Source organism: Kitasatospora sp. NPDC005856, from assembly GCF_040629945.1.
In the GTDB taxonomy this organism is placed as follows: domain Bacteria; phylum Actinomycetota; class Actinomycetes; order Streptomycetales; family Streptomycetaceae; genus Kitasatospora.
This window is the reverse complement of the sequence record NZ_JBEXWT010000064.1, coordinates 17,456-39,532: the sequence shown is the minus strand read 5'-3', so window position 1 is coordinate 39,532 and position 22,077 is coordinate 17,456. Positions and strand designations below refer to the sequence as shown.

Here is a 22,077-nt window from a genome sequence, read left to right as displayed (position 1 = left end):
GGCGGCTCCGGAGGGCCGACAGTCGGCTCTGGCCGAGGGGCGGGTGGGCGTGCCAGAGTCGTCCGGGCGTCGTCCGGGCACCTCCCGGACCGCACCCGCAGTCCGACCCACCCTCAGCCGGAAGGCAGGCCCCGCCGATGACCAGCGCAGCGCCCCTCGTCCACGTGAGCACCGCCGACGCCGTCACCACGCTCACCCTCGACTCGCCGCACAACCGCAACGCGCTCTCCACCCGGCTGATGGCCGAGCTGCACGCCGGGCTGGCCTCCGCCGCGGCCGACCCGGAGGTCCGCGCGGTGGTGCTCGGGCACGCCGGCAAGGTGTTCTGCGCGGGCGCCGACCTCTCCGAGGCGACCGGCGCGGACCCGACGGTCGGCCCGCGCGGCCTGGTCGAGCTCCAGCGGGCGATCGTGGACTGTGCGAAGCCGGTGATCGCCGTGATCCAGGGGCACGTCCGGGCCGGTGGTATGGGCCTGGTCGGCGCGGCGGACCTCGCCATCGCCGGACCGGCCTCCACCTTCGCCTTCACCGAGGTGCGGCTCGGCCTCGCGCCCGCCGTCATCTCACTGCCGCTGCGCCCGAAGCTGGACCCGCGTGCCGCCTCCCGGTACTACCTCACCGGCGAGGTCTTCGACTCCGCCGAGGCCGCCCGGATCGGGCTGATCACCAGCGCCACCGACTCCGTCGAGTCCACCGAGGTGGCGCTGAAGGGCGTGCTGGACGCGCTGCGTCTGGGCTCCCCGCAGGGCCTGGCGGAGTCGAAGCGGCTGGCCAATGCCGAGGTGGTGCGCTCCTTCGAGCGGGACGCGGACGAGCTGGTGGAGCTGTCGGCGCGGCTCTTCGGCTCGGAGGAGGCGCAGGAGGGGATGCGGTCGTTCCTGGAGAAGCGGCCCGCGCGCTGGGTGCGCTGACGGCAGGGCGCCCGGGGGCGCTCGCTCGCCCGGGGGCGGCGCCGCCCCCGGGCGTCACGGATGTTCGCGCGCGTCACCGTCACAGGCGTTCGCGCGCGTCATGGGCGTTCGCGTGCGGCGGCGTCACGACCAGCGGATCGCCGCCGCCTCCTTCCAGAGGTCGAGCAGCTCCTGGTCGCCGATCGCCTTGGTCTCCCCGGCCCGCTCGGCGGACAGCCGGTTCCACAGCAGCAGGTGGAGCTCGCGGGCCGGGCCGGTGAGGGTCAGGTCGGCCGGCTCGGAGCTCTCGCCGGTCGTGACGGTCGGCGGCTCCTGGGTGATCGTCAGCCGCCAGGAGCCGGCCGCGTCGGTGGCTCGGACCTGGAGGGTGCGCGGCCGGTCGCTGCGCAGCGCGGAGCGGCTGCGGGTCATGAAGCCGCGCACCAGTTCGTCGATGCCGTCCACGGCGAGGGCGGTGTCCACGACCGGGCCGGGCACCCCGGCGGCCGCGTCGGCGTCAAAGCGGTGGATGGCGGTCTCATGTGCCTGGCGCCGGGCCCAGAAGGCCAGCGGGCTGGGCGCGGGCAGGAAGCTCCAGCACTCGACGTCGGCCGGCGCCGAGGTGAGCACGTCCACCACGGTGGCGTGGCTCTCGCGGTACCAGTCGAGCAGCGCGGCGTCCGAGGGCATCGGCCCGATGGCGGCCTGCGCGTCCGCCTCGTCCAGCGGCGCCCGCAGGCCCCGGGAGGGAATGGTCGCGGCCCAGCGGTGGACGTAGCCGAGGTGCCGCAGCAGGTCCGCCAACCGCCACTCCGGGCAGGTCGGCACGGGGGCGGACAGCTCGGTACGGGCTGCGGCCTCGGCGAGCCGGGCGCCTTCGAGGCGCAGCGCGTCGATGTGCTCGGTGATTTCCATGGACGGAGTCTTCCACCGCGATCGGCCGCCACTCGCGGATTTCGGACAGTTCTTCGAGGTGCCTCCCGGCGAACGGGAGGATGCTACGGGCCGGTAACGTGAGCGCATGCCGATAACCCGCTCCCTCGTCTCAGCCGTCCGGACCGGTGGCCGCCGTGCCGCCGGACGCCTCGTTCACCGGGGCTGGCGCTGGGTGCAGCGGACCGGCGCCGTCACCAACCGCAACCCCGGTCCGTACCGGTTCGGCGAGCTGGGGGACGGCACGACGCTCAGCTTCCCGCTCGGGGCGGTGTTCAACGAGCAGTGGATCACCATCGGGCCGTTCTCGATCATCGGCGAGCGGGTCACCATCAGCGCCGGGTTCCTGCCCGGGCTCGACCTCGGGCCGGAGCCGATCGTGCGGATCGGCGGCGGCTGCGTGATCGGCCGGGACAGCCACATCGTCGGCCACCAGTCGATCGTCATCGGCGACGACGTGTGGACCGGGCCGGGCGTGTACATCAGCGACCAGGCGCACGAGTACCGGGACACCGAGCTGCCGATCGGCAAGCAGTGGCCGCGCAACGAACCGGTGGAGATCGGCGCGGGCAGCTGGATCGGCACCGGCTCGGTGATCCTGCCGGGGGCGCGGATCGGCCGCAACGTGGTGGTCGCGGCGGGGGCCGTGGTGCGTGGCGAGGTGCCCGACCACAGCGTGGTCGCCGGGGCGCCGGCCAAGGTGGTGCGCCGCTGGACCGAGGCCGAGGGCTGGCAGCCGCCGCTGCGCCACGACGCTCCGCAGCCGGTGCCGGACGGCGTGACAGCGGAGCAGCTGCGCGCCCTGGTCGGCTGGGACCTGCGGCTGCCGGGGGAGCAGGGCTGAGGGCGTGCGCGGGGGAGCCGGGCTGATGCTGCCCGTCGGGCACGAGGCCCGCGTTGCCCCGTAGGTGCGGTGCCGTGAGGCGGCGGACGGCCTGGACTACCCTGCGAGGGAGGACTGTTCGGCCGTCCGGGCGGCGATGGCGGCGGTGATCCGCGGGACGTCCGCGGGGCGTGTCGGATCCAGACCGGTCAGCGCGGCGATCCGGCGCAGCCGGTAGTCGACGGTGTTCGGGTGCAGGTGCAGGGCGCTCGCGGTGTGCCGGCGGTTCAGGCCTCCGGCCAGGTGGGTGCGCAGGGTGATGAGCAACTCCCCGCTGTCGGCGAGTGGTTCGAGCAGTGCGGCGAGCCGCGAGCGGGCCTGGCTGGCCCGGGTGAGCTGGTACTCCAGGAGGATGTCGTCCAGCCGGTGCAGCCCAGGAGGGCGTCCGAACGCCCGTGCCACGTCCAGGACTTCGTAGGCCAGGGCGGCGGCGCCGGGCACCTCGACGGGTGCGGCGGAGGCGGCCCCGGCCAGGACGGGTGCACCGGCCGCCCGGGCCGCCGCGGCGAGGGTGGTGGCGAGCAGCGGCCAGGGTGCCGCGTCGGTGTCGTCCTGACCCGGACCGGATGACGGCCCGAACGGGATGAGTGCCAGGCCGCCCGTGGAGGTGAGCGCGGTGAGTGCCGACTGCCGGGTGCGGTGGTCGAGTTCGGCCTCGAACCGGCGGAGCTTGCGGCGGGCGGCGATGCCCGGGTCGACCTCGGGGGAACGCTCGTCGGGGTGGTCGGCGATGGACAGGCAGAGCACGGCGTACCCAGTGGGCAGCCGGAGCCCGGCGCGGCCGGCGGCCTCGTCGGCGGGGGTGCCCGCGAGGAGTGCGCCGAGCAGGGAGTGCCGGGCCGCGCCGCGCCGGTCGGCGGCCGGCCGCCGGCCGTCGAGATAGCCCGCCCCGGCGGCGGTGGCCGCCTGGCGGAGCTGGTCGAGCAGCAGCCGGTTGAGGACGAGCAGGTCGGCGGCGTCGCCGTCCCGGGCGTACCGGGTGGCGAACTCCCAGCAGACCTCCAGGCCGAGGTGGTGGGCGAGCAGTACGGCGTCCAGCGGCAGGCCTTCCTCCGCGCGCCGGGCGGCGGCCTCCCGGACGGCGGTGAACTCGTCGGCGGGGGCGGGGATCCCGGTCCGCACGGTGAGGGCGAGGGCACGGACGCGACGCTCGGTGTCCCGGGTCAGCTCGCCGGTGAGCTGCTCGCGGGGCATCCGGCGGTAGGCCGGTACCCGCTCCACCAGGGCGGCGACCACGGTCTCGGCCAGCTCCCGTGCGCCGCCGAGCAGTCGCTGGTCGGCCGGGATCCCGCCGATCACCGGGATGCGCCAGTCCGGCGGCCGGTCGGAGGTGTCCGGGGACGTGCAGTGGGGCGCGTTGTGACCGGTCACAGAGAACACCGTCCAGGTCTGGGGAACGCCCAAGGGCCGGGCCGGAGGGGCGACCGCATGATGGAGCCCTCGGGTTACCTGTTGGTAACAAACTTCCGCTGTGGAGGCAACAGTTGAGAACCCCACTTCTCCGCTTCTCCGCAACTCCCGTGCGTGGCAGGGCCGGCGGTGCGCTGGGCACCCTGCTGCTGGCGGGGGCGCTGCTGGTCGGTGCGACGGCTTCGCCGGCGAGCGCCGCCGCGGCCCCTTCGAAGGCCGCCACGGCCGGGGCCGTCGCGCCTGCTGAGGTCGTCGCGCCTGCTGAGGTCGCCGCGTTCGTCGAGTCTGCCGGGTCCGCCGGAGCCGCTGCCGGGTCCGCCGAACTGCCGCCCGACGGTGACACGGTGGCCTCGCCGCCCGGGGCCAACGACTGGACCTGTCGGCCGAGCACCGCGCACCCCGATCCGGTCGTCCTGGTGCACGGCACCTTCGCCAACCGCTACGAGAACTGGCTGGCGCTCTCCCCGCTGCTGAAGAGCCTCGGGTACTGCGTCTTCGCCCTCGACTACGGGACCATCCCCGGCATCACCTCCAGCGGCAGCGGACTGCTGCTGCCGATCGGCGGCCTCGGGCCGGTCCCGGAGTCGGCGGCCCAACTCGCCCGGTTCGTGGACCTGGTGCGGAACGCGACCGGTGCGGCCAAGGTCGACATCGTCGGGCACTCCCAGGGCGGCATGATGCCGAACTACTACCTCAAGTTCCTCGGCGGCGCCTCCAAGGTCGGCAGGATGGTCGGGCTGGCGCCGTCCAACCACGGTACGACGCTCAGCGGGATCACCAACCTGGTGCCGTACTTCCCGGGCGTCGCGGACCTGATCTACACGGTCTGCCAGGCCTGTCGGGACCAGGCGGTGGGCTCCGACTTCAACAAGCTGATGGCCTCCCGGCCGGACACCGTGCCGGGTGTGAGCTACACCGTGGTCTCGACGGTCCTCGACGAGGTCGTCACCCCGTGGCGGACCCAGTTCCTGAGCGGCCCCGCCGTCGACAACGAGGTGGTGCAGGAGCACTGCCCGGTCTCGCTGGTGGAGCACGTCGGGATCGCGTTCTCGCCGACGGCGCTGCACCTGGTGACCAACGCCCTGGATCCGGGGCACGCCACGCCGGTGTTCTGCGGCTGAGTCCCGCGGCGGACCGGTGACGGCGCTCCTGCCTCCTGGCGTCACGGGAGGCGGGAGCGCCGTCTCGCGCCGGTGCGCGGGTACGTGGGCTGGTCGGCCGGTCCGCGTGGCCCGCGGTCAGAGGGCGGGGCTGAAGGTGACGACGGCGGTGGTGCCGATCGGGTGCAGCTCGTACGTGCCCGGGGTGTGGAGCAACGCGGCGTCGTAGCGGGTGAGTTCGGTGCCGTCGACGGAGGCCGTGCCGGCGAGGCAGACCAGGAGGCCGGTGCTCCGGGCCGGGACGTCGACCGTGGTGGCCGTGGCGGTCAGGTCCACCGCGGCCTCGACCCGCCCGCGGCGCGTCATCACGTTGAAGTCCACCACCGGGCCGGCCGGCAGTCGGCAGTCGGTGGTGGCGTCGCCGGAGAAGGCGAACGGCCGGAACGGCTCGTCCACCAGGCGCTCGGTGCCGTCGACGGTGAGTGCCATGCCGGGGCCCTCGACCAGGGTGATCACCCGGTCGATGCCGGGAAACGGGGAGAACGGCCCGGCCGAGGCGACGTCCGCGAGGCTGACCCGCCAGTCGAAGGTGTCCAGCCCGGCTCCGGCGGGGAACCCGGCGACCTCCCTGGTCACCCCGCCGCCGTTGAGCCACGCCGTCGCCGGGCGCTCGCTCGCCCGCAGTACCTGGAAGCCTTCGCTGCTCGTCATGGCCCCGCATCCTGTCACACGGCGGATGAGGGACAACGGATGACAGCTGACAGATTTCATCAGCTGTCATCTGTCATGTGTCAGCTGTTATCCGTCATCCGTTATCCGTCGGCTGTCATCTGTCACCTGCCGCCCGTCACCCGCCGCCCGACCGACAGCGGCAGGAGCGCCGCCACCGTGGCCGCGAGCGCGACGGTCGTGAGGGCCAGCGGCAGTCCGGCCGCGTCGGCGAGGAAGCCGATCACCACCGGGCCGATCAGCATCCCCCCGTAGCCGAGCGAGGAAGCGAAGGCGACGCCCTGGGGCCCGCCGGCCTCGCCGGCCCGGGCGATGGCGAGCGGGAAGAGGTTGGCCAGCCCGAGGCCGACCAGGACGAACCCGCAGATCGCGACCGGCACCACCGGCGCCAGGGCGGCGATCAGCATGCCGACCGCCGCCGTCAGCCCGCCGAGCAACATCAGCCGGTTCTGGCCGAGCCTGATGGACAGCCAGGTGCCGCCGACGCGCCCGCCGGCCATCGCGAACGCGTAGGCGCCGTATCCGGTGGCGGCCACCACGGAACTCGCACGGACGTCGTCGGTGAGGTGGAGCGTGGTCCAGTCGGCGACCGCCCCCTCGCCGTATGCGGTGCAGAGCGCGGTGAGGCCCAGCAGCAGGACGAGCAGCCGGGTGCGCGTGCGGGCCGAGCCGGCGTCCGCCGTCGCGGTGCCGGACGGCTCCGCGGGGCGGCCCGTACCGCTCGTACTGCCCGCACTGCCCGCACTGCCCGCACGGCCACTCCGGCTCGGCGCCACCGGTGCCGCCGCCGGGCTGCGCAACAGGACGATGCCCGCGCCGACGGTGACGGCCATGCCCAGCGCGGCGCTGAGCGCGAGCGCCCAGGCGGTGCTCAGCGGCCCGGCGAGCAGTCCGCTGACTCCGGTGCCGACCAGTCCGCCGAAGCTGTACCCGGCGTGGAAGCTGGGCATCACCGGCCGCCGCAGCTGCGCGACCAGGTCGACGGCGGCGCTGTTCATCGCGACGTTGGCACCGCCGTACCCCGCGCCGAACAGCAGCAGCACCCCGCCGAGCGCGGTGACCGAGTGGGCGTGGGCGGGCAGCGGTACGGCGAGGCTGAGCAGGGCGAGCGAGCCGACGGTGACCGGGCGCGAGCCGTACCGCAGGCAGAGCCGACCGATCATCGGCATGGTGAGGACGGCGCCGATGGACAGGCAGAGCAGGGCGAGCCCGAGGGCGCTGTGCGAGGCGTCGACCTGTCGTCGGACGTCCGGGATGCGGACGACCCAGGCGGCGAAGAGGAAGCCGTCGATGGCGAAGAACGCGGTGAGGGCGACCCGGGCGGGGCCCCAGGGGCTGTCGGTCACCGGGGGTGTGCTGCGAGACTGGGAAGAGGGATGATGGTTCGGGCGAGTGAGTGAACCGATTTTGTTTCGAAGCGACACAAAGTCACAATAGGGGCGTGCAGCTCTCACCATCAAGCCCGAGGCCCGGCGCCGGGGCCGACTCCGACGCGCAGCGCGACAGTCACCGCCGCGCGGCGCCCGACCGGGGTCGGACGCTGCTGGGCCCCGCGCTCTCCCTGATCCACACCGGCCAGACGCCGACCCGCTCGGCGCTCACCCGCGCACTGGACGTCACCCGGGCCACCGCCGGTGCGGTCACCGCCGAACTGGAGGCGCTCGGCCTGATCACCGTCGACTCGCGCCCGGCCGGCGGAGGCCGTGGCCGCCCCTCGCACCGGCTCGCGATCGACCCGCAGGGCCCGGTCGTGGTCGCCGGGCAGATCCACGCCGACGGACTGAGCGTCACCCTGGCCGGCCTCGGCGGACTGCTCGACCCGCCCGTCCACCTGCCGCTGCCCGCCGCCACCGACCCGGTCCGGATGCTGCGCGCCGTCGCCGTGGCCGGCGCCGAACTCGCCCGGGCGACCGACCGGCGCTGTCTGGGCGCCGCCCTCGCGCTGCCCAACCCGGTCACCGAGCCGGACGGCGCTGCCCTCGCCGCGCTGCACTTCGCCTGGCCCAGCGGCACCCCGGTCGCCGACCTGTACGACGTCGAGGTCGGGCGCGCCGACCACGGTCCCAGGGCGATGCGTCCGCTGCCCACCGCGATCGCCAACGACGCCAACCTGGCCGCGCTCGCCGAGTACCGGCACGGTGCCGGGCGAGGCGCCCGCCACCTGCTCTTCGTCACTTCCGGCCACCGTGGCGTCGGTGGCGCGCTGGTCATCGACGGTCACCTGCACACCGGCAGCGCCGGTCTGGCCCTAGAGGTCGGCCACCTCACCGTCGACCCGCAGGGCCGGCCGTGCATGTGCGGCAACCGGGGCTGCCTCAACTCCGAGACCGACCCCGACGCGCTGTTCGCCGCCGCCGGACTCACCCCGGAGCCGGGGCGCCCGCTGCTCGACCAGGCGCGCGAGCTGTGCCAGGCGGCCGCGACGGACGACCGGGCGAGGGCGGCGGTGGAACACGTCATCGACCGGCTCGGGCTCGGCCTGGCGGGCGTCGCCAACATCCTCAATCCCGACCGGGTGGTGCTCAGCGGACTCCACCTCCATCTCCTGGAGGCCGCGCCCGACCGGCTGCGGTCGGTGGTCGCCGAGCGCAGCCTGTGGGGGCGCAGCGGCCGGGTGCCGATCGTCGGCGCGGAGCTGGCGCACGGCGCGCTGGCGGGCGCGGCCGAGCTGGGCTGGGGGCCCTACCTGGCGGACCCGCAGTCGGTGCCGGTCCTGCCCTGACGGCGGGGATAAGCGGAAGCTGGGTTGCCAGAAATGGTCACTTATCGTGATTCTCGTACACTCGTAGTGAGCAATGGGGGGTCACCACGAGGGAGACAGCGACCATGAGCACCCAGCCCGGCACTCAGCTCGGGATCAGGCCCGGCGCCGAGCCCGGCACCGAGCCGACCGTCGACGTCGACCGCTCCGACCCGGAGTACCGCGCCTGGCTCAAGGAGGCGGTGCGCAAGGTCCAGGCCGATGCCAACCGCTCCGCCGACACCCACCTGCTGCGGTTCCCACTGCCCGCGGAGTGGGGGATCGACCTCTACCTCAAGGACGAGTCCACCCATCCCACCGGCTCGCTGAAGCACCGCCTGGCCCGCTCGCTCTTCCTCTACGGGCTCTGCAACGGCTGGATCCGTCCCGGCAAGCCGGTGATCGAGGCCTCCAGCGGCTCCACCGCCGTCTCCGAGGCGTACTTCGCCCAGCTCGTCGGGGTGCCGTTCATCGCCGTGATGGCCAAGAGCACCAGCCAGGCCAAGATCGACCTGATCCAGTTCCACGGCGGCGAGTGTCACCTGGTCGAGCGATCGGACGAGGTGTACGAGGCCTCCGCCCGACTCGCCGAGGAGACCGGCGGGCACTACATGGACCAGTTCACCTATGCCGAGCGGGCCACCGACTGGCGCGGCAACAACAACATCGCCGAGTCGGTCTTCGCCCAGCTGCGCCTGGAGCCGAACCCCGAGCCGGCCTGGATCGTGGCCACGGCCGGTACCGGCGGCACCTCGGCGACCATCGCCCGGTACGTCCACTACATGCAGTACGACACCCGGATCTGCGTCGCCGACCCGGAGAACTCCTGCTTCTTCGACGGCTGGGTGCACCACGATCCGGACGCCCTCTGCGAGAGCGGCTCGCGGATCGAGGGCATCGGACGGCCGCGGATGGAGCCGAGCTTCGTCCCGGGGGCGATCGACCGGATGATGAAGGTGCCGGATGCCGCGTCGATCGCCGCCGTACGGGTGCTGGAGCAGGTGCTCGGCAAGAAGGCCGGGGCCTCCACCGGGACGGGCCTGTGGAGTGCGCTGCGGATCGTCGCCGAGATGCGGGAGGCCGGGCGGACGGGCAGCGTGGTCGGCTTGATCTGCGACCCGGGGGACCGCTACCTGGACAAGTACTACTCCGACGACTGGCTGGCGGCCGAGCGGATCGACATCGCGCCGTACCGGGCGGCGCTGGAGTCCTTCCTCGCGGGCGGTGCCTGGACGGGCTGACTCCGGCGGCGCACAGGCGAACAGCCGGGGGCGGACGGATCACAGAGGACAGCTGACAGATGATGAAATCTGTCAGCTGCCCTCTGCTATCTGTCGTCTGTCGTCTGTTCGCCCTCAGTCGTCAGCCCTCAGCCCTCACCGCCGGATCACCGCCCGACCGCCCGCGAGGTCGATCCCCGTACGCTTCGGCGCGCCGTCGTGCTCGTCGTCCCGCAGCACCAGTTCGACCCGCCGCTGCTCCAACTGCACCCGCTTGCTCGGATAGAGCAGCGCGTGCAGTTCCTCCGTCGCGGTCGCACCCGCGCCGCGTCCGCCGCCCGGTTCGACCGCCGGGCGGGCGCGCAGCCGGCGCACCACCGCGCCGAGGAAGAACACCACGACCAGTCCGGCCGGCAGCAGCAACCCGCCCGCCGCGCCCGTCAGCAGCACACCCATGTCCACCTCAACGGCCCGGCGTGGCCGACGAGTTCCCTTGCCGCGCTGCTCCCCCTGCCGCGCCGCTCCCCCCGCCGCTACGGAAGCGACGCCGCTACGGAAGCGACGCCGTCGGCAGGTCGGCCGGGACGAGTAGCTGGAGCTCCTCCGTGGACGGGTTCGCGAGGTGGGCGACCCGTACCGCGTGCCGCTCGACCATGGTCTCGAAGACCTGCCGCGCGGTGCGCCCGTTGCCGAAGTTGGGCCCGCGCTCCAGCCCGCCGAAGTGTTCCAGCAGTGCCTTCTCCGTCTCCTCGGAGAGCGCGTACTCGTGTTCGGCGCACTGTGCCCGGGCGATCTCCAGGAGCTCGTCCGCCGTGTAGTCGGGGAACCCGATGGTGCGGGAGAAGCGGGACGAGACACCGGGGTTGGCGGAGAGGAAGCGCTCCATCTCGGCGGTGTAGCCGGCCACGATGACGACCACCTCGTCCCGGTGGTCCTCCATCAGCTTGACCAGGGTGTCGATCGCCTCGCGCCCGAAGTCCCGCGCCCCGTCCTCGGGCGCGAGCGCGTACGCCTCGTCGATGAAGAGCACCCCGCCGCGGGCCCGGTCGAAGGCGGCGGCCGTGCGGATCGCGGTGGAGCCGATGTGCTCGCCGACCAGGTCCACCCGGGCCACCTCGACCAGGTGCCCGCGCTGGAGCACGCCGAGCGAGGCGAGGATCTCGCCGTAGAGCCGGGCGACGGTGGTCTTGCCGGTGCCCGGTGCCCCGGTGAAGACCAGGTGTCGGCGCAGCGAGGGCGCCTTGAGCCCGGCCTGGCGTCGGCGCCGGCCGACCGAGATCAGGTCGATCAGGGTGCGCACCTCCTGTTTCACCGTGGCCAGTCCGACCAGGGAGTCCAGCTCGGCGAGCGCTTCCTCGGCCGGCCGGCAGTCCGGGATCGGTGCGATCGCCGCCGAGCCGCTCGCCGCGGGTGCTGCCAACACCGCGGCTGCCGCCGATAGTTGGGCCGTCCGGGGCGCCGGCACCTCGGGAGATCCGAAGGGTGCCCCCAGCCCCGGGCCGCGTCCGGACGCCGGCCCGGACCCGAGCCCGGGACCCGGTCCCGGCCCTGCCCCGCCACCGGGGGCGGCGGGAGCGGCCGGCACCGGAGCGGCCGCGACGTCGTCCGAGATGCACCCCTCGGTGACCGGCCCCGGCTCGGAGAACTCGAACCCGGCCCGCTGGTTGTGCTCAGCCCGGCACCGGGTGAGCTGGGTCCGGCAACCGTCGATGATGTGGAAGCCGAAGCCCTTGCCCTGGGAGACTCGGCAGTCCTCGAAGGTGCCCCGCCCCTGCGCCGAGACGTACACCCCGGCGTCCGTGCTGGCCCGTACGGTGCAGTCGCGGAGCACCGGGTCGGCGCCCTTGGTGACGATCACGCCGGTGGCCACGTCGGAGATCTCGCAGTCGGTGAGCAGTCCGCCGCTGCCGTGGTCGCGGAACCAAAGCCCGGTGCCCGCCTCCTGCACCCGGCAGGAGGCGAGGGCGACGGTGGCCCCGCCGCTGACCGAGACCGCCGAGCTGCGGATCCGGCTGAACGAGCAGCCCTCGGCGGTGGCGGCGGAGTCACGGTCGAGGACGAACAGGGCGTCCGGCAGGTCGTGCAGCGAGCAGTCGGTGAGGGTGAGCCGGGCGCCGTCGCTGACCCACAGCGCGGGATACTCGCCGGTCGAGCCGTGGATCTGGCAGGACTCGGCGACGGCCTCGGTGCCCTGGTCCCAGATCGACAGGGCCCCGCGCCCGAAGTCCCGGACGGTGCTGTTGGCGAGGCTCAGCCGGGCGCGTCCGCGCAGGTCGGCGCCGTTCTCCGGCAGGTCGTGCACCCGGCAGCCGGTGAGCACCAGCTCGGCCTCGCCGTCCAGGGTCAGCCCGTTGCCGGTGACCCGGTGGATCTCGCAGTCGATCAGTCGCCCGCCGGCCTGCGCCTCGGCCTGTACGCCGCTGCCGCGGATCTCGTAGATCTCGCAGCCGGTCAGCTCGGCGGCGCTGCCGGGGTCGGAGAGCAGGACGCCTGCGCCGGAGGCGTGGTGGACGCGGCAGCGGTCCAGGACGGCGGTGGCCCCGCCGAGGACGGCCAGTCCGGCCTGGCCGGCGGCGGCGACCTCGCAGTCCTCGAAGGCGGCGGCGGTGTCCGCGCCGCGCAGCCGCAGTCCGAGCCCGCCCGGGTTGGCGACCACGCAGCCGCGCAGGGTCGGCCGGGCGCCGCCGGTGACCTCGATCCCCGTGGCCGAGCGGGTCTCGATCCGGCAGCCGCTGAAGGAGGGTCGCGCCTCCGGCCCGGTGACCAGGACGGCGGGGGTGGAGCTGTCGCCGCCCTCGACGACCAGGTCGCGCACGGTCGCGGCGGCGGTCACGGTGAGCGCCACCCCGGAGGGCGGGTCGATCCGGACCGTCCCCGGGCCCTGGGCCGGGACGATCGTCACGGGCTTGTCCAGGACGACGTTCTCCCGGAAGGTGCCCGGACGAACGGTCACGGTGTCGCCCGGTTCGGCGGCGGCCAGGGCCTCCGCGAGCGTGTCGTACTCGCCCGCGCGGCGACGCCAGCGGGATGCGCTGTCCTGGGTGACCCGGACCCTGTGCTCAGCCATGACGGTCTGTCGTCCCCACCTTCGTCGAGCCGGCGATCAACGGGCCGAACGCGCGGGGGTGCGCGGGCCGCCCGCCCACCGTAGCGCGCCCAGGTGGGTGGTCCGGCCGCCCGCGGTCGCGCGGACACCGGTAGCGTTCAGCGCCGCCACAGGTTCCGACCACTTGTTTCAACGAGCGCGCACAGCGGTGGTTCCGCCCGGGACGCGCCGGTTCCGGAGCGCGGGGCGCGCCTGGCGTCGGTCGGCGGATGCCCCGCCCCGCCGAGCGGCCCGGGAAGTCGGCACGGGCGGTCGGTACGCGAGGTCGGTGCGGCGGACGGTGCGGCGGTCGGCACGGGCCACTCCGCCGAAGCCGAACCGGTTACGGTTCGCCCTCCCGGAGAAGTCTCCCGGTGCCGGTCGCCCGCCGCCCGGGTGTTCGCCGCCCCCCCCACGCACTCAGCCCCCGTTCACGCACTCAGCGCCCGCCCACGCTCAGCCCCCGCCCACGGTCAGCGCCCGTCGGCCGGCCAGTGCGCCCCGGCCTCCAGCACCTCGACCGCGTCGCCCACCCGCAGCGTGCCGAGCTCGTCGCCCTCGACGCCGGCCGGTCGCTCGGGGATCAGGTTCTGTCCGAACGAGGCCTTGCGCAGCAGCCGGTGGTGGCGGGCCAGGGTGCGCAGCGGTTCCTTGCCCCGCCGCTCGCCGGTCTCCTGGTCGGTGGTGGTGACCACGCAGCGGCCGCAGGGCTTGACCACCTTGAAGGTGACCGTGCCGATCCGGATCCGGCTCCAGGTGTCCTCGGCCCACGGCTCGGCGCCGCCGACCACCACGTTCGGGCGGAAGCGCTCCATCGGCAGGGTCTCGTGGCCGTCCGGGTTCTCCGCGGTGATCAGCTCGTTGAGCCGGTCCAGCGACGCGGTGGTGGTGAGCAGCAGCGGGAATCCGTCGGCCATCGAGACGATGTCGCCGGGCCCGCCGTACTCGGGGTCGACGGGCCGGGCGCGCGGGTCGTCCAGGTGCACCAGGCGGTAGTCGCCGAGGTGCTCGGCGATCCACTGGTGCGTCTCCTTGTCGGCCTCGGCGGCGCGGAAACGGGTGCCCCAGACCTCGACGTCGGCGAGCGGGTCGCCGGCCGCGGCGGTGGGGGCGGCGACCTCGATCCGGGAGCCGTCGGGGGTGGTCAGGGAGAGGGCGCCTTCGGGCAGCACTCCCGCGCGGACCTGCCCGAGGGCCGGGTTCTCGCGCTGGCTGACGAACCGTCCGGTCGTGTCGGCGAGCATCCAGCGGCGGTCTCCGGCCAGGCCCCAGGGGTGGACCACGGCGGTGTCCGGGCTCAGGCGGTACATCGACTTGACGGGGTAGACATGGAGTCCGGTGAGCTGCATCCCCCCATCCTGCCAGCCGGTCCCGGCCCGCCGGGAAGGGCCCCGTACGCGCACGGACCGCCCGGACGCCGTGGGGGCGTTCCGGGCGGTCCGTGGATGACCCGTTTCTCCGTTCGCCCGGCGCGCGGGGCGCCGGGTGGTGCTCAGGTGGTGCGGGTGTGGGCCGTGTGGGGGACGGCCTCGGGGAGGTGGTTCAGTAGCCCTGGCCCTGCGGCTGGTAGCCGCCCTGGAACTGGCCGGGCTCGCCGTACTGGCCCGGGCGCTGCGGCTGCATCGGGCGGACCGGCGCCATGGCGGGGCGCAGCTGGGCGCCACCGAAGGACTGGTCGCCGCCCTGGCCCTGGGGGCCGGGGCCCGCGGCGCTCGGCCCGCCGAAGGACTGCTGGCCGCCGAAGCCCTGCGGACCGGCGGGCTGTCCCTGGGCGAAGCCACCCTGGCCGCCGGCCGGCTGCGCACCGAAGGTCTGTGGGCCGCCCTGGGCGCCGATGAAGGTGTTCTGGCCGCCGAAGCTCTGGCCGCCGGTCGGCTGGTAGCCACCGCCGGTGGCCTGGGCGAAGGCCGGGGCGCTGGGCTGCGGTCGCTGGTACGGCTGGGGCGCGCCGTAGCCGGGGACCGGCGGCTGGGGGGCGGCGTACGCCGGCGCGGGCTGCGCGGGGATGTACGCCGTGGCGGGGCCGGCGGAGGGACCGCTGCTCGGGCCGGGACCCAGGGCGAGGCGGGCGGGCGGCAGCGCGGGGAGGTTGCTGCCGGCACTCTCGTACCCGTTGCCGTACCGGTTCTCGTAGGACTGGCCGAGGCCGGATCCGTAACCGGACGACAGTGCCGGCGGCAGGGCGGCCGGCACGTTGATGGGCGCGATCTGGGGGACGCCGCGCTCAGCCACGAGGCTGTCGTAGATCGGCGTGCCGGAGGAGAAGGACGGAGAGGGGTAGCCGACTCCGTCGTAGGAGCGGGGCGAGGTCATGGGCCATACGGTAAGCCCACAACGAGCCTGCTGAGGAGAGCGGGAGGGGGAGCAGTTCGAGTGTTTACACAGTCTTCGCTCGCACAAAGGTTTCGAAAGTCGTAAAGACGGACATTCCGGCGTCCGGTTCCGGACAACCTTGGCGCCCCGTCAGTGGTCGAACGGTGGCCGGACGGAGTCCCCGGAAGCCCTTGTGGTGACCGGCCGGTGGACGGTCGGGGGTCCCGCGGAGAAACTTTTCCCGGACGGGGCGTGCGCGGGCGCATTCGAGCCCCCGCCACGGGGGCGGCGAGGGCTCGTGAATGTTTCGGGAATAAAGTCCCCGTCAGTTCTCCGGGCGTTCGCTCACAGGCCTGCGACCTGCGCTCTCGGCCCGGTGCTGACCTGCGCTCTCGGCTCGATGTCGCCCGATGGCGCCGGTCAGTGCGACTGCAGCGCCTGGGCCTGTGCGGGCAGGCCCGGCTTGCCGACCTCGGAGGTGCAGAAGGAGCACCGGGTCGCGGCGGCCGGGATCGAGCTCAGGCACTCCGGGCAGTCCACCTTCGCGGCCGGCGCCGGCTTGGCCGATTCGAAGCGGGCCTGGAGCTTGCCGACGGGCAGCACCACGACGAAGTAGATGACCGCCGCGGTCAGCACGAAGCCGATGACGGCGTTGACGAAGACACCGTACGGGAACCGGGCGCCGGCCACCTCGAAGGTCTTCTGGGTGAAGTCGCCGACGGCACCGGACGCGACGCCGACCAGCGGGGTGAGGAAGGCGCTGACGAACCCGGTGACGACGGCGGTGAAGGACGCGCCGATCACGATGCCGACCGCGAGGTCCACCACGTTCCCGCGCAGCAGGAAGCTGCGGAATCCCTTGAACACCGGGTGACTCCAAATCCGTACGAAGAAGGGGGAGATGGGGCGGCACGGCGGGTGCCGCCCCCGGCTGGACATCCTGCCGAGCGGCCCGGGCCGAGGTCCAACCGCGTTCACCCGAACCGGGTAACCGCCGCAGGGCCCGGCGCCGACTGGCCGGGCTGGGCGGGGGCGCTCCGCGTACCGGCCTTTCGGCGGTCGAACGTCCGGTCCAACTGTGCGGCACGACACCGCATTTGACAGGGGCATACGCATGACGGAGGCGGCGCCGACCCGGCGCGACGGGGTGAACCGGAGCGCGGCAGGGGGCGAGACGGGGCGCACAGCGGTCGCATCCGGCGCACGACGGAGGCCCTGTGGCGCACATCGGGTGTACAAGCGCGGGCGGATGGGCCACCATCAGGTTGCGCGAAGGGGATGTACCGGACGGAGCACTGTGCCAAGGTCGGTCCATGCCCGACCATTTGTCGGCCGATCCGGCCGGAAACCGTCCGCGTGTCCTGCACCTGATCAGCGACTCACGCCGTGGCGGCGCACAGAACTTCGCCCGTGACCTCCACCGGGAACTGATCCGTCGGGGGCAGTCCTCCGCACTGTGCGCTCTCGCCCCGCACCTGGCCGTCCACTGCGGCCCCCTCGAGTCGGGGCGGGACTCCTCAGGCCCGGGCCCCGGCTCCGTCGGCCGGGACGCCGATCCCTCGGGCCAGGGTCCCGACTCCGCCGGCCTGGACGCCGATTCCGCGTCCCGGGCCTCCGGCTCCGCGGGCCGGGGCCCCGTCGACTGCGCTGCCGCCGGGTTGCGCTCCGCCGCCGTGCTGGGCCCCGGCCGGCTGCACCCGAGCACCCTGCGGGCGCTGCGCGCCGCCTCCCGCGCCGCCGACGTGGTGCTCGCCCACGGCTCGGACACCCTGGCCGCCTGTGCCCTCGCCCTGGCAGGGACCCGTACGCCCTTCGTCTACGTCTCGGTCGGCCACCCGCGCTACTGGACCGCCAACCGGTTGCGCCGGGTGCGCGGTGGCGCTCTGATGCACCGCGCGGCTGCCGTCACCACCCTCACCGACGAGGCGCGCGTCGTTCTGGAAGAGCAGTTCCGGCTGCCCGAGGGCAAGGTTCACGTGATCCACAACTCCCGTGCCGCAGAGAGCTATCCGCCCGCCGACGGCCGGGACGACCGGCGTGCCGCGCGGCACGAGCTGGGCCTGCCGGCCGACGTGTTGCTGGTCGCCTGGATCGGGGCGATATCCCCCGAGAAGCGGCTCGACCTCGCCCTCGACGTGCTCGACCGGCTGCCCGACGTCCGGCTCGCCATCGCCGGCGACGGACCGCTGCGCGAGACGCTGGCCCGCCACCCGGCCGCCGCCCGTGCCCACTTCCTCGGCCCGCTGTCCGACCCGGCCCCGCTCTACCGCGCCGCCGACGCGCTGCTGCTGACCAGCGACAGCGAGGGCGTGCCCGGTGCGCTGATCGAGGCGGCACTGGCCGGGGTCCCCGCCGTGGCCACGGACGTCGGCTGGGTGCGCGAGGTGGTCCGCGACGGTGCGACCGGTGCGGTGGTCGCCCCCGGGGACCCGCTCGCCCTCGCCGAGGCGCTGGGCAAGGTGCTGGCGGTCAACCGGGCGGGCCTGGGTGCGGCGGCCCGGGCGCACGCCCTGGAGCACTTCGAGCTGGGGGCCGTCGTGGACGCCTGGCAGCAGCTGGTCGCCGAGGTGTGGACGGCGGGCGCGGAGGCGGCCCGCTGACCCTGTCGGCCCTGTCGGCCCTGTCGGCCCTGTCGGCCCTGTCGGCCTTGTCGGGTGGTCCGGCCCGTCAATGGGCGAGGGCTCGGATACGCCGTTAGGGCGAATCCGGCCCTGCGTGCGCCGCAGCAACCGGTCGGTAGCGACCCTTCACCAGCACACTGCCCGATGTGAACTCGAAGTCGCTGCTGCGGTCCACCGTCCTGCTCGCCGTCGCCGTCGGGATTGCCGCGTCCCCCGTCCAGGCCGGCGCGATGACCCACCAACCCCCGGTAGAGGGAGCCAAGTTCGTCAAACTCGACCACTCCCAGCCCGTGCGCGAGAGCGCCCGGACCGAGGCGGTCGAATTCTTCTGGTACGACTGCAGCCACTCCCAGGCGCTCGAACAGCCCTTGCAGGCCTGGGCGGAGAAGCACAGCGCCGATGTCGCCTTGCGCCGGATCCCGGCCATCTGGCCCGGCAGCCAGGACGAGGCCGCGCAACGCGGCCACGCCCGGCTCTACTACGCGCTGGATCGGCTCGGCCTGGTGGGCCGCCTCCAGACCGGCGCGTTCCGGGCCGTGCACACCGAGGGCCTCGACCTCACCACCGAGTCCGCCGCCACCGCTTGGGCGGTGCGCAACGGCGTCGACGCCCAGGCGTTCGGCCGCGCCTACCGCTCCGCCGCAGTGAGCCGGTCGGTCAACGAGGCAGCCGCCGCCTTCACCCGCTACGGCGTCAACGAGCTGCCGACGGTCATCGTCCAGGGCGAGTACCGCACCTCGCCGACCCAGGCCGGCGGAGTCGAGGCGATCCCCGAGGTGCTCGACCACCTGGTGCAGCAGGAGCAGGAACACCGCCACTGAGCCCCGTGCTCCCGGTCACCGCGGTGACATCGGATCGACCATCCCATGTGCCGTGTCCGGCAGGCGATTTGCCGGACAAGCGTCGTTCCGGACCACTCGGCTGGCGTTCGATAGCCGGTGTGAGCGAGCTGACGAACCCGCACGTCCACCACCGCCACGTGGCATCGACGGTCTGCGCTTCTGCCACCGCGAAACCGGCCCGGGGCCGAGCTGCACCCCTTCGGCGCCGGGCACCTCGCGTCGGAGGGGGAGCTGCCCGAAATCGCCCCACTGATCGACGACTTCCTCCCGCGGATCCGGAAGCAGCCGATCGCTGCAGGGGCCGTTTGAGGGTGACGCGGATTCGGCCGTGTCAGTCGCGGCGCAGCAGGTAGGTGACGAAGCCGAGCGTCCCCCGGTAGCCGTGCAGCCACTCGGTGCGGTGCCGGTCCGCGGCTTCGCGGGCGGTCGCCGCGTCCGGGTGGTCCGGGTGGTCCAGCGCCCACTCGGCCAGCGAACCCGTCCAGGAGAACTCGTAGTCGTCCCACTCCTGTTCGGTGCTGACATGACCGAACACCGGTGTCCAGCCGTCCGCGAGGACCCGGTCGGTGGTCGTCGCCAGATCCACGAAGTCCTCGCGGGTCGCGCCCAGCCCGTCCAGTGCCGCCTGCGACGGCTCGCGCTGCCAGAACCCGTCACCTACCAGCAACCGGCCACCCGGGGCCAGGAGTTCGCGGGCTGCGGCGAGCGTCGGCAGCAGGCCGTCGAACGCGTGGGTGGCGCCGACGCACAGCACCAGGTCGAACGGCTCCCTCGCGGTGAACTCCCGTACGTCCAGGTGGTGCAGGCCGATCCGGCGGACCGCACCGAGCGCGGTCGCGGTCTCCCGGGCCCGGGTCAGCGCCGCCGCGTCCAGGTCCACGCCCACCGCCCGCCAGCCCGGGTGGGCGGCCAGCGTCCGGAGTAGCCAGGCGCCCTCACCGCAGCCCAGGTCCAGGGCCCGGCCCTGCTCCGTCCCGGCCGTGGCGCGGTCCAGCAGCCGGGCCACGGACTCGTCCGCCAACGGGGCCGCGATCGGGTGTCGGGCATGGGCGAGGCGGGAGATCTGCTGACGGTCCATTCGAACAGTATGGAACGGGGCGGGCCCACCGTGCAGGGGGTTTCGGCGCAGGAGGTTCCGGCGCAGGAGGATTCGGTGTAGGAGGTTTCCGTGTACGGGGCTCCTCAGGCCCGGGAGTACGTCCGGCCCTTCCACGCCGCACCCCGGCCGCGCCAGTGCTGCACTGCCGAGTCCACCGTCATCAGCAGGTACAGCCCCGCGGTGAACGGCAACAGCAGCACGGCCGCGGCCGGCTGCCCGTAGTACCGAACCATCGGTAGGTACGTGCCCGCCATCAGTGCCCACGCCGCCCCGCCCGCGGCCGCCACCGCCGGCACCTCCGCCACCAGGCCGGCCACCGTCGCCACCGGCGGCACCAGATAGACCAGCGCCAGCCCCAACACCGTCCCGAGCAGCAGTGGAGGCGAGTGCCTGAGCTGGGCGTAGGCGCTGCGCGAGACCATCCGCCAGAGCTGTTCCAGCCGCGGGTACGGGCGCACGCTGTCCACGTCGTCGGCCAGGCCCAGCCAGGTCCGGCCGCCGGTGGACTTCACCGCGCGGGCCAGCGACACGTCGTCGATCACCGCGCCCCGGATCGCGGCCACGCCGCCCGCCCGCTCCAGCGCCTCGCGCCGCACCAGTGAGCAGCCGCCGGCCGCGGCCGCCGTCCGGGAAGCCGGGCGGTTGCTCCGGCGGAACGGGTACAGCTGGGCGAAGAAGTACACGAAGGCCGGCACGATCAGCCGCTCCCAGCCGGTCTCCACCCGCAGGCGGGCCATCTGCGACACCAGGTCCAGCCCGTTGCTCTCGGCGGCGGACACCAGTTCGGCCAGCGAATCCGGGCCGTGCGCGATGTCGGCGTCCGTCAGCAGCAGGTACTCGACGTCCGGACCGGCCAGCGCCACGCCGTGCCGCAACGCCCACAGCTTGCCGGTCCAGCCCGGCGGCAGCGGGGGAGGGGTGGTGACGGTCAGCTCCAGCCCGTCGATCGTCCGCAGCTCCGCCGCCAGTGCGCCGGTGCCGTCCGAACTGTGGTCGTCCACCAGGATCACCCGGGCCCGCCCCGGGTACTTCTGCGCGAGCAGCGTCGGCAGACTCACGGGAAGCACCGAGGCCTCGTCCCGGGCCGGCACCACGATCGCCGCCTGCGGCCAGCGGACCGGCGGGCGGCGCGGCGGCAGTCGCACGTCGGTGCGCCAGAACGAACCGTGGCAGCACGCCAGCCAGAGCCAGACCAGCAGGGAGAACGCGGCGATCCACAGCAGGACGGTCACCCCGGCAGTCTGCCGCAGAACCGGGCCCGGCGGGCGGATCGACTAAAGTCTTGACCCGTGAAGATCGCACTGATGGACTCCGGAATCGGCCTGCTGGCCGCCGCCGCCGCCCTTCGGAAGCTGCGCCCGGACGTGGATCTGGTGCTCTCTTCCAACCCGGCCTCGATGCCGTGGGGGCCGCGTACGCCGGAAGAGGTCACGGAGCTGGCCCTCGGCTGCTGCCGGGCCGCCGCCGCGCTCGAACCCGACGCGCTGGTGATCGCCTGCAACACCGCCTCCGTGCACGCGCTCACCGCACTGCGGGCCGAGCTCGAGCCCGGGCTCCCGGTGATCGGCACCGTCCCGGCGATCAAGCCCGCCGCCGCGCAGGGCGGCCGGGTCGCCATCTGGGCCACCCCGGCCACCACCGGCAGCGCCTACCAGCGCGGGCTGATCCGCGACTTCGGCGGTTCGGCGGACGTCACCGAGGTCGCCTGCCCCGGACTCGCGGACGCGGTCGAACACGGCGACGACGAGGCCATCACCGCCGCCATCGCCGATGCCGCCGCCCGGACGCCGGTCGGGACCGACGTCATCGTGCTCGGCTGCACCCACTACGAACTCGTCGACGAGCGCATCCGCGCCGCGGTCGCCCCGACCGCCTCGCCGGGGCTCACCCTTCTCGGCTCCGCGGGTGCCGTGGCCGCCCAGGCCCTGCGTCGCGTCGCCGACCCCACGCGGACGGGCACCGGCACGCTCACCGTCCTCCACGCCGGAGCCCCCGCCAACCTCCCCCCGGCCGCCACCCTCTACCCCCAGGGCAACGCCCTCGCCACACTCATCGGCTGACCCCGAGCAGCCGTCGACCAGCGCGTGAGAAGTCGGCCCGGCCGACTTCTCACGCTTCGCTCGCTCGTCTCTGCGTGTAGAGCGAGGGTGGGTGCAGGCGCCTCTCCTCTGCCGGCGCGCACGGGAAGTCGACGTGGCCGACTTCTGGCGCG

At 74.0% G+C, this 22,077-nt stretch carries 19 protein-coding genes; 8 read left to right on the top strand and 11 right to left on the bottom strand.

What is annotated here, in order from left to right; all coding sequences use genetic code 11:
* Positions 1–137 precede the first annotated feature (137 nt).
* Positions 138–911, top strand: coding sequence for an enoyl-CoA hydratase family protein (locus ABZ449_RS30150; protein WP_360352500.1), 774 nt, complete (start codon positions 138–140; stop codon positions 909–911).
* A 123-nt stretch (positions 912–1,034) separates the two neighbouring features.
* Here the strand turns inward: ABZ449_RS30150 and ABZ449_RS30145 are convergent, their stop codons facing one another.
* Entirely contained in the window at positions 1,035–1,805 is a 771-nt protein-coding gene (locus tag ABZ449_RS30145) for a maleylpyruvate isomerase family mycothiol-dependent enzyme (RefSeq protein WP_360352498.1), read from the bottom strand.
* A 106-nt stretch (positions 1,806–1,911) separates the two neighbouring features.
* On the opposite strand from ABZ449_RS30145, the gene ABZ449_RS30140 reads away from it, so the two are divergent.
* Entirely contained in the window at positions 1,912–2,667 is a 756-nt protein-coding gene (locus ABZ449_RS30140) for a DapH/DapD/GlmU-related protein (RefSeq protein ID WP_360352496.1), read from the top strand.
* A gap of 96 nt (positions 2,668–2,763) precedes the next feature.
* Here the strand turns inward: ABZ449_RS30140 and ABZ449_RS30135 are convergent, their stop codons facing one another.
* A complete protein-coding gene (locus ABZ449_RS30135) occupies positions 2,764–4,077 on the bottom strand; it encodes a helix-turn-helix domain-containing protein (RefSeq protein WP_360352495.1) in 1,314 nt (437 codons plus the stop codon).
* Positions 4,078–4,226: 149 nt separating this feature from the next.
* On the opposite strand from ABZ449_RS30135, the gene ABZ449_RS30130 reads away from it, so the two are divergent.
* On the top strand, positions 4,227–5,237 hold the full coding sequence (locus ABZ449_RS30130; protein WP_360352493.1) for an alpha/beta fold hydrolase: 1,011 nt from the start codon (positions 4,227–4,229) through the stop codon (positions 5,235–5,237).
* Positions 5,238–5,354: 117 nt separating this feature from the next.
* On the opposite strand, the gene ABZ449_RS30125 is transcribed toward ABZ449_RS30130, so the two are convergent.
* Positions 5,355–5,927, bottom strand: a complete 573-nt coding sequence (locus ABZ449_RS30125; RefSeq protein ID WP_360352491.1) for a HutD family protein — start codon at positions 5,925–5,927, stop codon at positions 5,355–5,357.
* A gap of 122 nt (positions 5,928–6,049) precedes the next feature.
* Positions 6,050–7,291 (bottom strand): MFS transporter, encoded by a 1,242-nt coding sequence (locus ABZ449_RS30120; protein ID WP_360352489.1) that lies wholly within the window; start codon positions 7,289–7,291, stop codon positions 6,050–6,052.
* 194 nt (positions 7,292–7,485) lie between these two features.
* Between ABZ449_RS30120 and ABZ449_RS30115 the strand changes: the two genes are divergently transcribed.
* Positions 7,486–8,667 (top strand): ROK family protein, encoded by a 1,182-nt coding sequence (locus tag ABZ449_RS30115; RefSeq protein ID WP_360352524.1) that lies wholly within the window; start codon positions 7,486–7,488, stop codon positions 8,665–8,667.
* A 104-nt stretch (positions 8,668–8,771) separates the two neighbouring features.
* Positions 8,772–9,926 (top strand): PLP-dependent cysteine synthase family protein, encoded by a 1,155-nt coding sequence (locus tag ABZ449_RS30110; RefSeq protein WP_360352488.1) that lies wholly within the window; start codon positions 8,772–8,774, stop codon positions 9,924–9,926.
* 135 nt (positions 9,927–10,061) lie between these two features.
* Here the strand turns inward: ABZ449_RS30110 and ABZ449_RS30105 are convergent, their stop codons facing one another.
* The 5 genes from ABZ449_RS30105 to mscL all read right to left on the bottom strand — a co-directional run bounded on the left by ABZ449_RS30105 (position 10,062) and on the right by mscL (position 16,170).
* The gene (locus tag ABZ449_RS30105) at positions 10,062–10,361 is read right to left on the bottom strand and encodes a DUF6191 domain-containing protein (protein ID WP_360352486.1); all 300 of its coding nucleotides are present in this window, start codon (positions 10,359–10,361) and stop codon (positions 10,062–10,064) included.
* 94 nt (positions 10,362–10,455) lie between these two features.
* Positions 10,456–12,972: a right-handed parallel beta-helix repeat-containing protein gene (locus ABZ449_RS30100; RefSeq protein WP_360352485.1), complete on the bottom strand. Its 2,517-nt coding sequence runs from the start codon at positions 12,970–12,972 to the stop codon at positions 10,456–10,458.
* Between the two features lie 491 nt (positions 12,973–13,463).
* Positions 13,464–14,339: an MOSC N-terminal beta barrel domain-containing protein gene (locus ABZ449_RS30095; protein ID WP_360352483.1), complete on the bottom strand. Its 876-nt coding sequence runs from the start codon at positions 14,337–14,339 to the stop codon at positions 13,464–13,466.
* A 193-nt stretch (positions 14,340–14,532) separates the two neighbouring features.
* A complete protein-coding gene (locus ABZ449_RS30090) occupies positions 14,533–15,303 on the bottom strand; it encodes a DUF6643 family protein (RefSeq protein WP_360352481.1) in 771 nt (256 codons plus the stop codon).
* Between the two features lie 420 nt (positions 15,304–15,723).
* A complete protein-coding gene (gene mscL, locus ABZ449_RS30085; protein WP_360352479.1) occupies positions 15,724–16,170 on the bottom strand; it encodes a large conductance mechanosensitive channel protein MscL in 447 nt (148 codons plus the stop codon).
* Positions 16,171–16,616: 446 nt separating this feature from the next.
* Between mscL and ABZ449_RS30080 the strand changes: the two genes are divergently transcribed.
* On the top strand, positions 16,617–17,903 hold the full coding sequence (locus ABZ449_RS30080; protein WP_360352477.1) for a glycosyltransferase family 4 protein: 1,287 nt from the start codon (positions 16,617–16,619) through the stop codon (positions 17,901–17,903).
* Positions 17,904–18,070: 167 nt separating this feature from the next.
* Positions 18,071–18,745 carry a thiol:disulfide interchange protein DsbA/DsbL gene (locus tag ABZ449_RS30075; RefSeq protein WP_360352475.1) on the top strand — a complete coding sequence of 225 codons (675 nt, stop codon included), beginning with the start codon at positions 18,071–18,073 and terminating at the stop codon, positions 18,743–18,745.
* A 352-nt stretch (positions 18,746–19,097) separates the two neighbouring features.
* Here the strand turns inward: ABZ449_RS30075 and ABZ449_RS30070 are convergent, their stop codons facing one another.
* The gene (locus ABZ449_RS30070) at positions 19,098–19,844 is read right to left on the bottom strand and encodes a class I SAM-dependent methyltransferase (protein ID WP_360352473.1); all 747 of its coding nucleotides are present in this window, start codon (positions 19,842–19,844) and stop codon (positions 19,098–19,100) included.
* A gap of 104 nt (positions 19,845–19,948) precedes the next feature.
* Positions 19,949–21,088: a glycosyltransferase gene (locus tag ABZ449_RS30065; RefSeq protein WP_360352522.1), complete on the bottom strand. Its 1,140-nt coding sequence runs from the start codon at positions 21,086–21,088 to the stop codon at positions 19,949–19,951.
* 66 nt (positions 21,089–21,154) lie between these two features.
* Between ABZ449_RS30065 and ABZ449_RS30060 the strand changes: the two genes are divergently transcribed.
* Positions 21,155–21,925 carry an aspartate/glutamate racemase family protein gene (locus ABZ449_RS30060; RefSeq protein ID WP_360352472.1) on the top strand — a complete coding sequence of 257 codons (771 nt, stop codon included), beginning with the start codon at positions 21,155–21,157 and terminating at the stop codon, positions 21,923–21,925.
* Positions 21,926–22,077 lie beyond the last annotated feature (152 nt).

Coding starts and splice junctions, on each gene's coding strand:
- ABZ449_RS30150 (WP_360352500.1), top strand. CDS start 138: ATGACCAGCGCAGCGCCCCTCGTCCACGTGAGCACCGCCGACGCCGTC.
- ABZ449_RS30145 (WP_360352498.1), bottom strand. CDS start 1,805: ATGGAAATCACCGAGCACATCGACGCGCTGCGCCTCGAAGGCGCCCGG.
- ABZ449_RS30140 (WP_360352496.1), top strand. CDS start 1,912: ATGCCGATAACCCGCTCCCTCGTCTCAGCCGTCCGGACCGGTGGCCGC.
- ABZ449_RS30125 (WP_360352491.1), bottom strand. CDS start 5,927: ATGACGAGCAGCGAAGGCTTCCAGGTACTGCGGGCGAGCGAGCGCCCG.
- ABZ449_RS30110 (WP_360352488.1), top strand. CDS start 8,772: ATGAGCACCCAGCCCGGCACTCAGCTCGGGATCAGGCCCGGCGCCGAG.
- ABZ449_RS30105 (WP_360352486.1), bottom strand. CDS start 10,361: ATGGGTGTGCTGCTGACGGGCGCGGCGGGCGGGTTGCTGCTGCCGGCC.
- ABZ449_RS30100 (WP_360352485.1), bottom strand. CDS start 12,972: ATGGCTGAGCACAGGGTCCGGGTCACCCAGGACAGCGCATCCCGCTGG.
- ABZ449_RS30095 (WP_360352483.1), bottom strand. CDS start 14,339: ATGCAGCTCACCGGACTCCATGTCTACCCCGTCAAGTCGATGTACCGC.
- ABZ449_RS30090 (WP_360352481.1), bottom strand. CDS start 15,303: ATGACCTCGCCCCGCTCCTACGACGGAGTCGGCTACCCCTCTCCGTCC.
- ABZ449_RS30080 (WP_360352477.1), top strand. CDS start 16,617: ATGCCCGACCATTTGTCGGCCGATCCGGCCGGAAACCGTCCGCGTGTC.
- ABZ449_RS30070 (WP_360352473.1), bottom strand. CDS start 19,844: ATGGACCGTCAGCAGATCTCCCGCCTCGCCCATGCCCGACACCCGATC.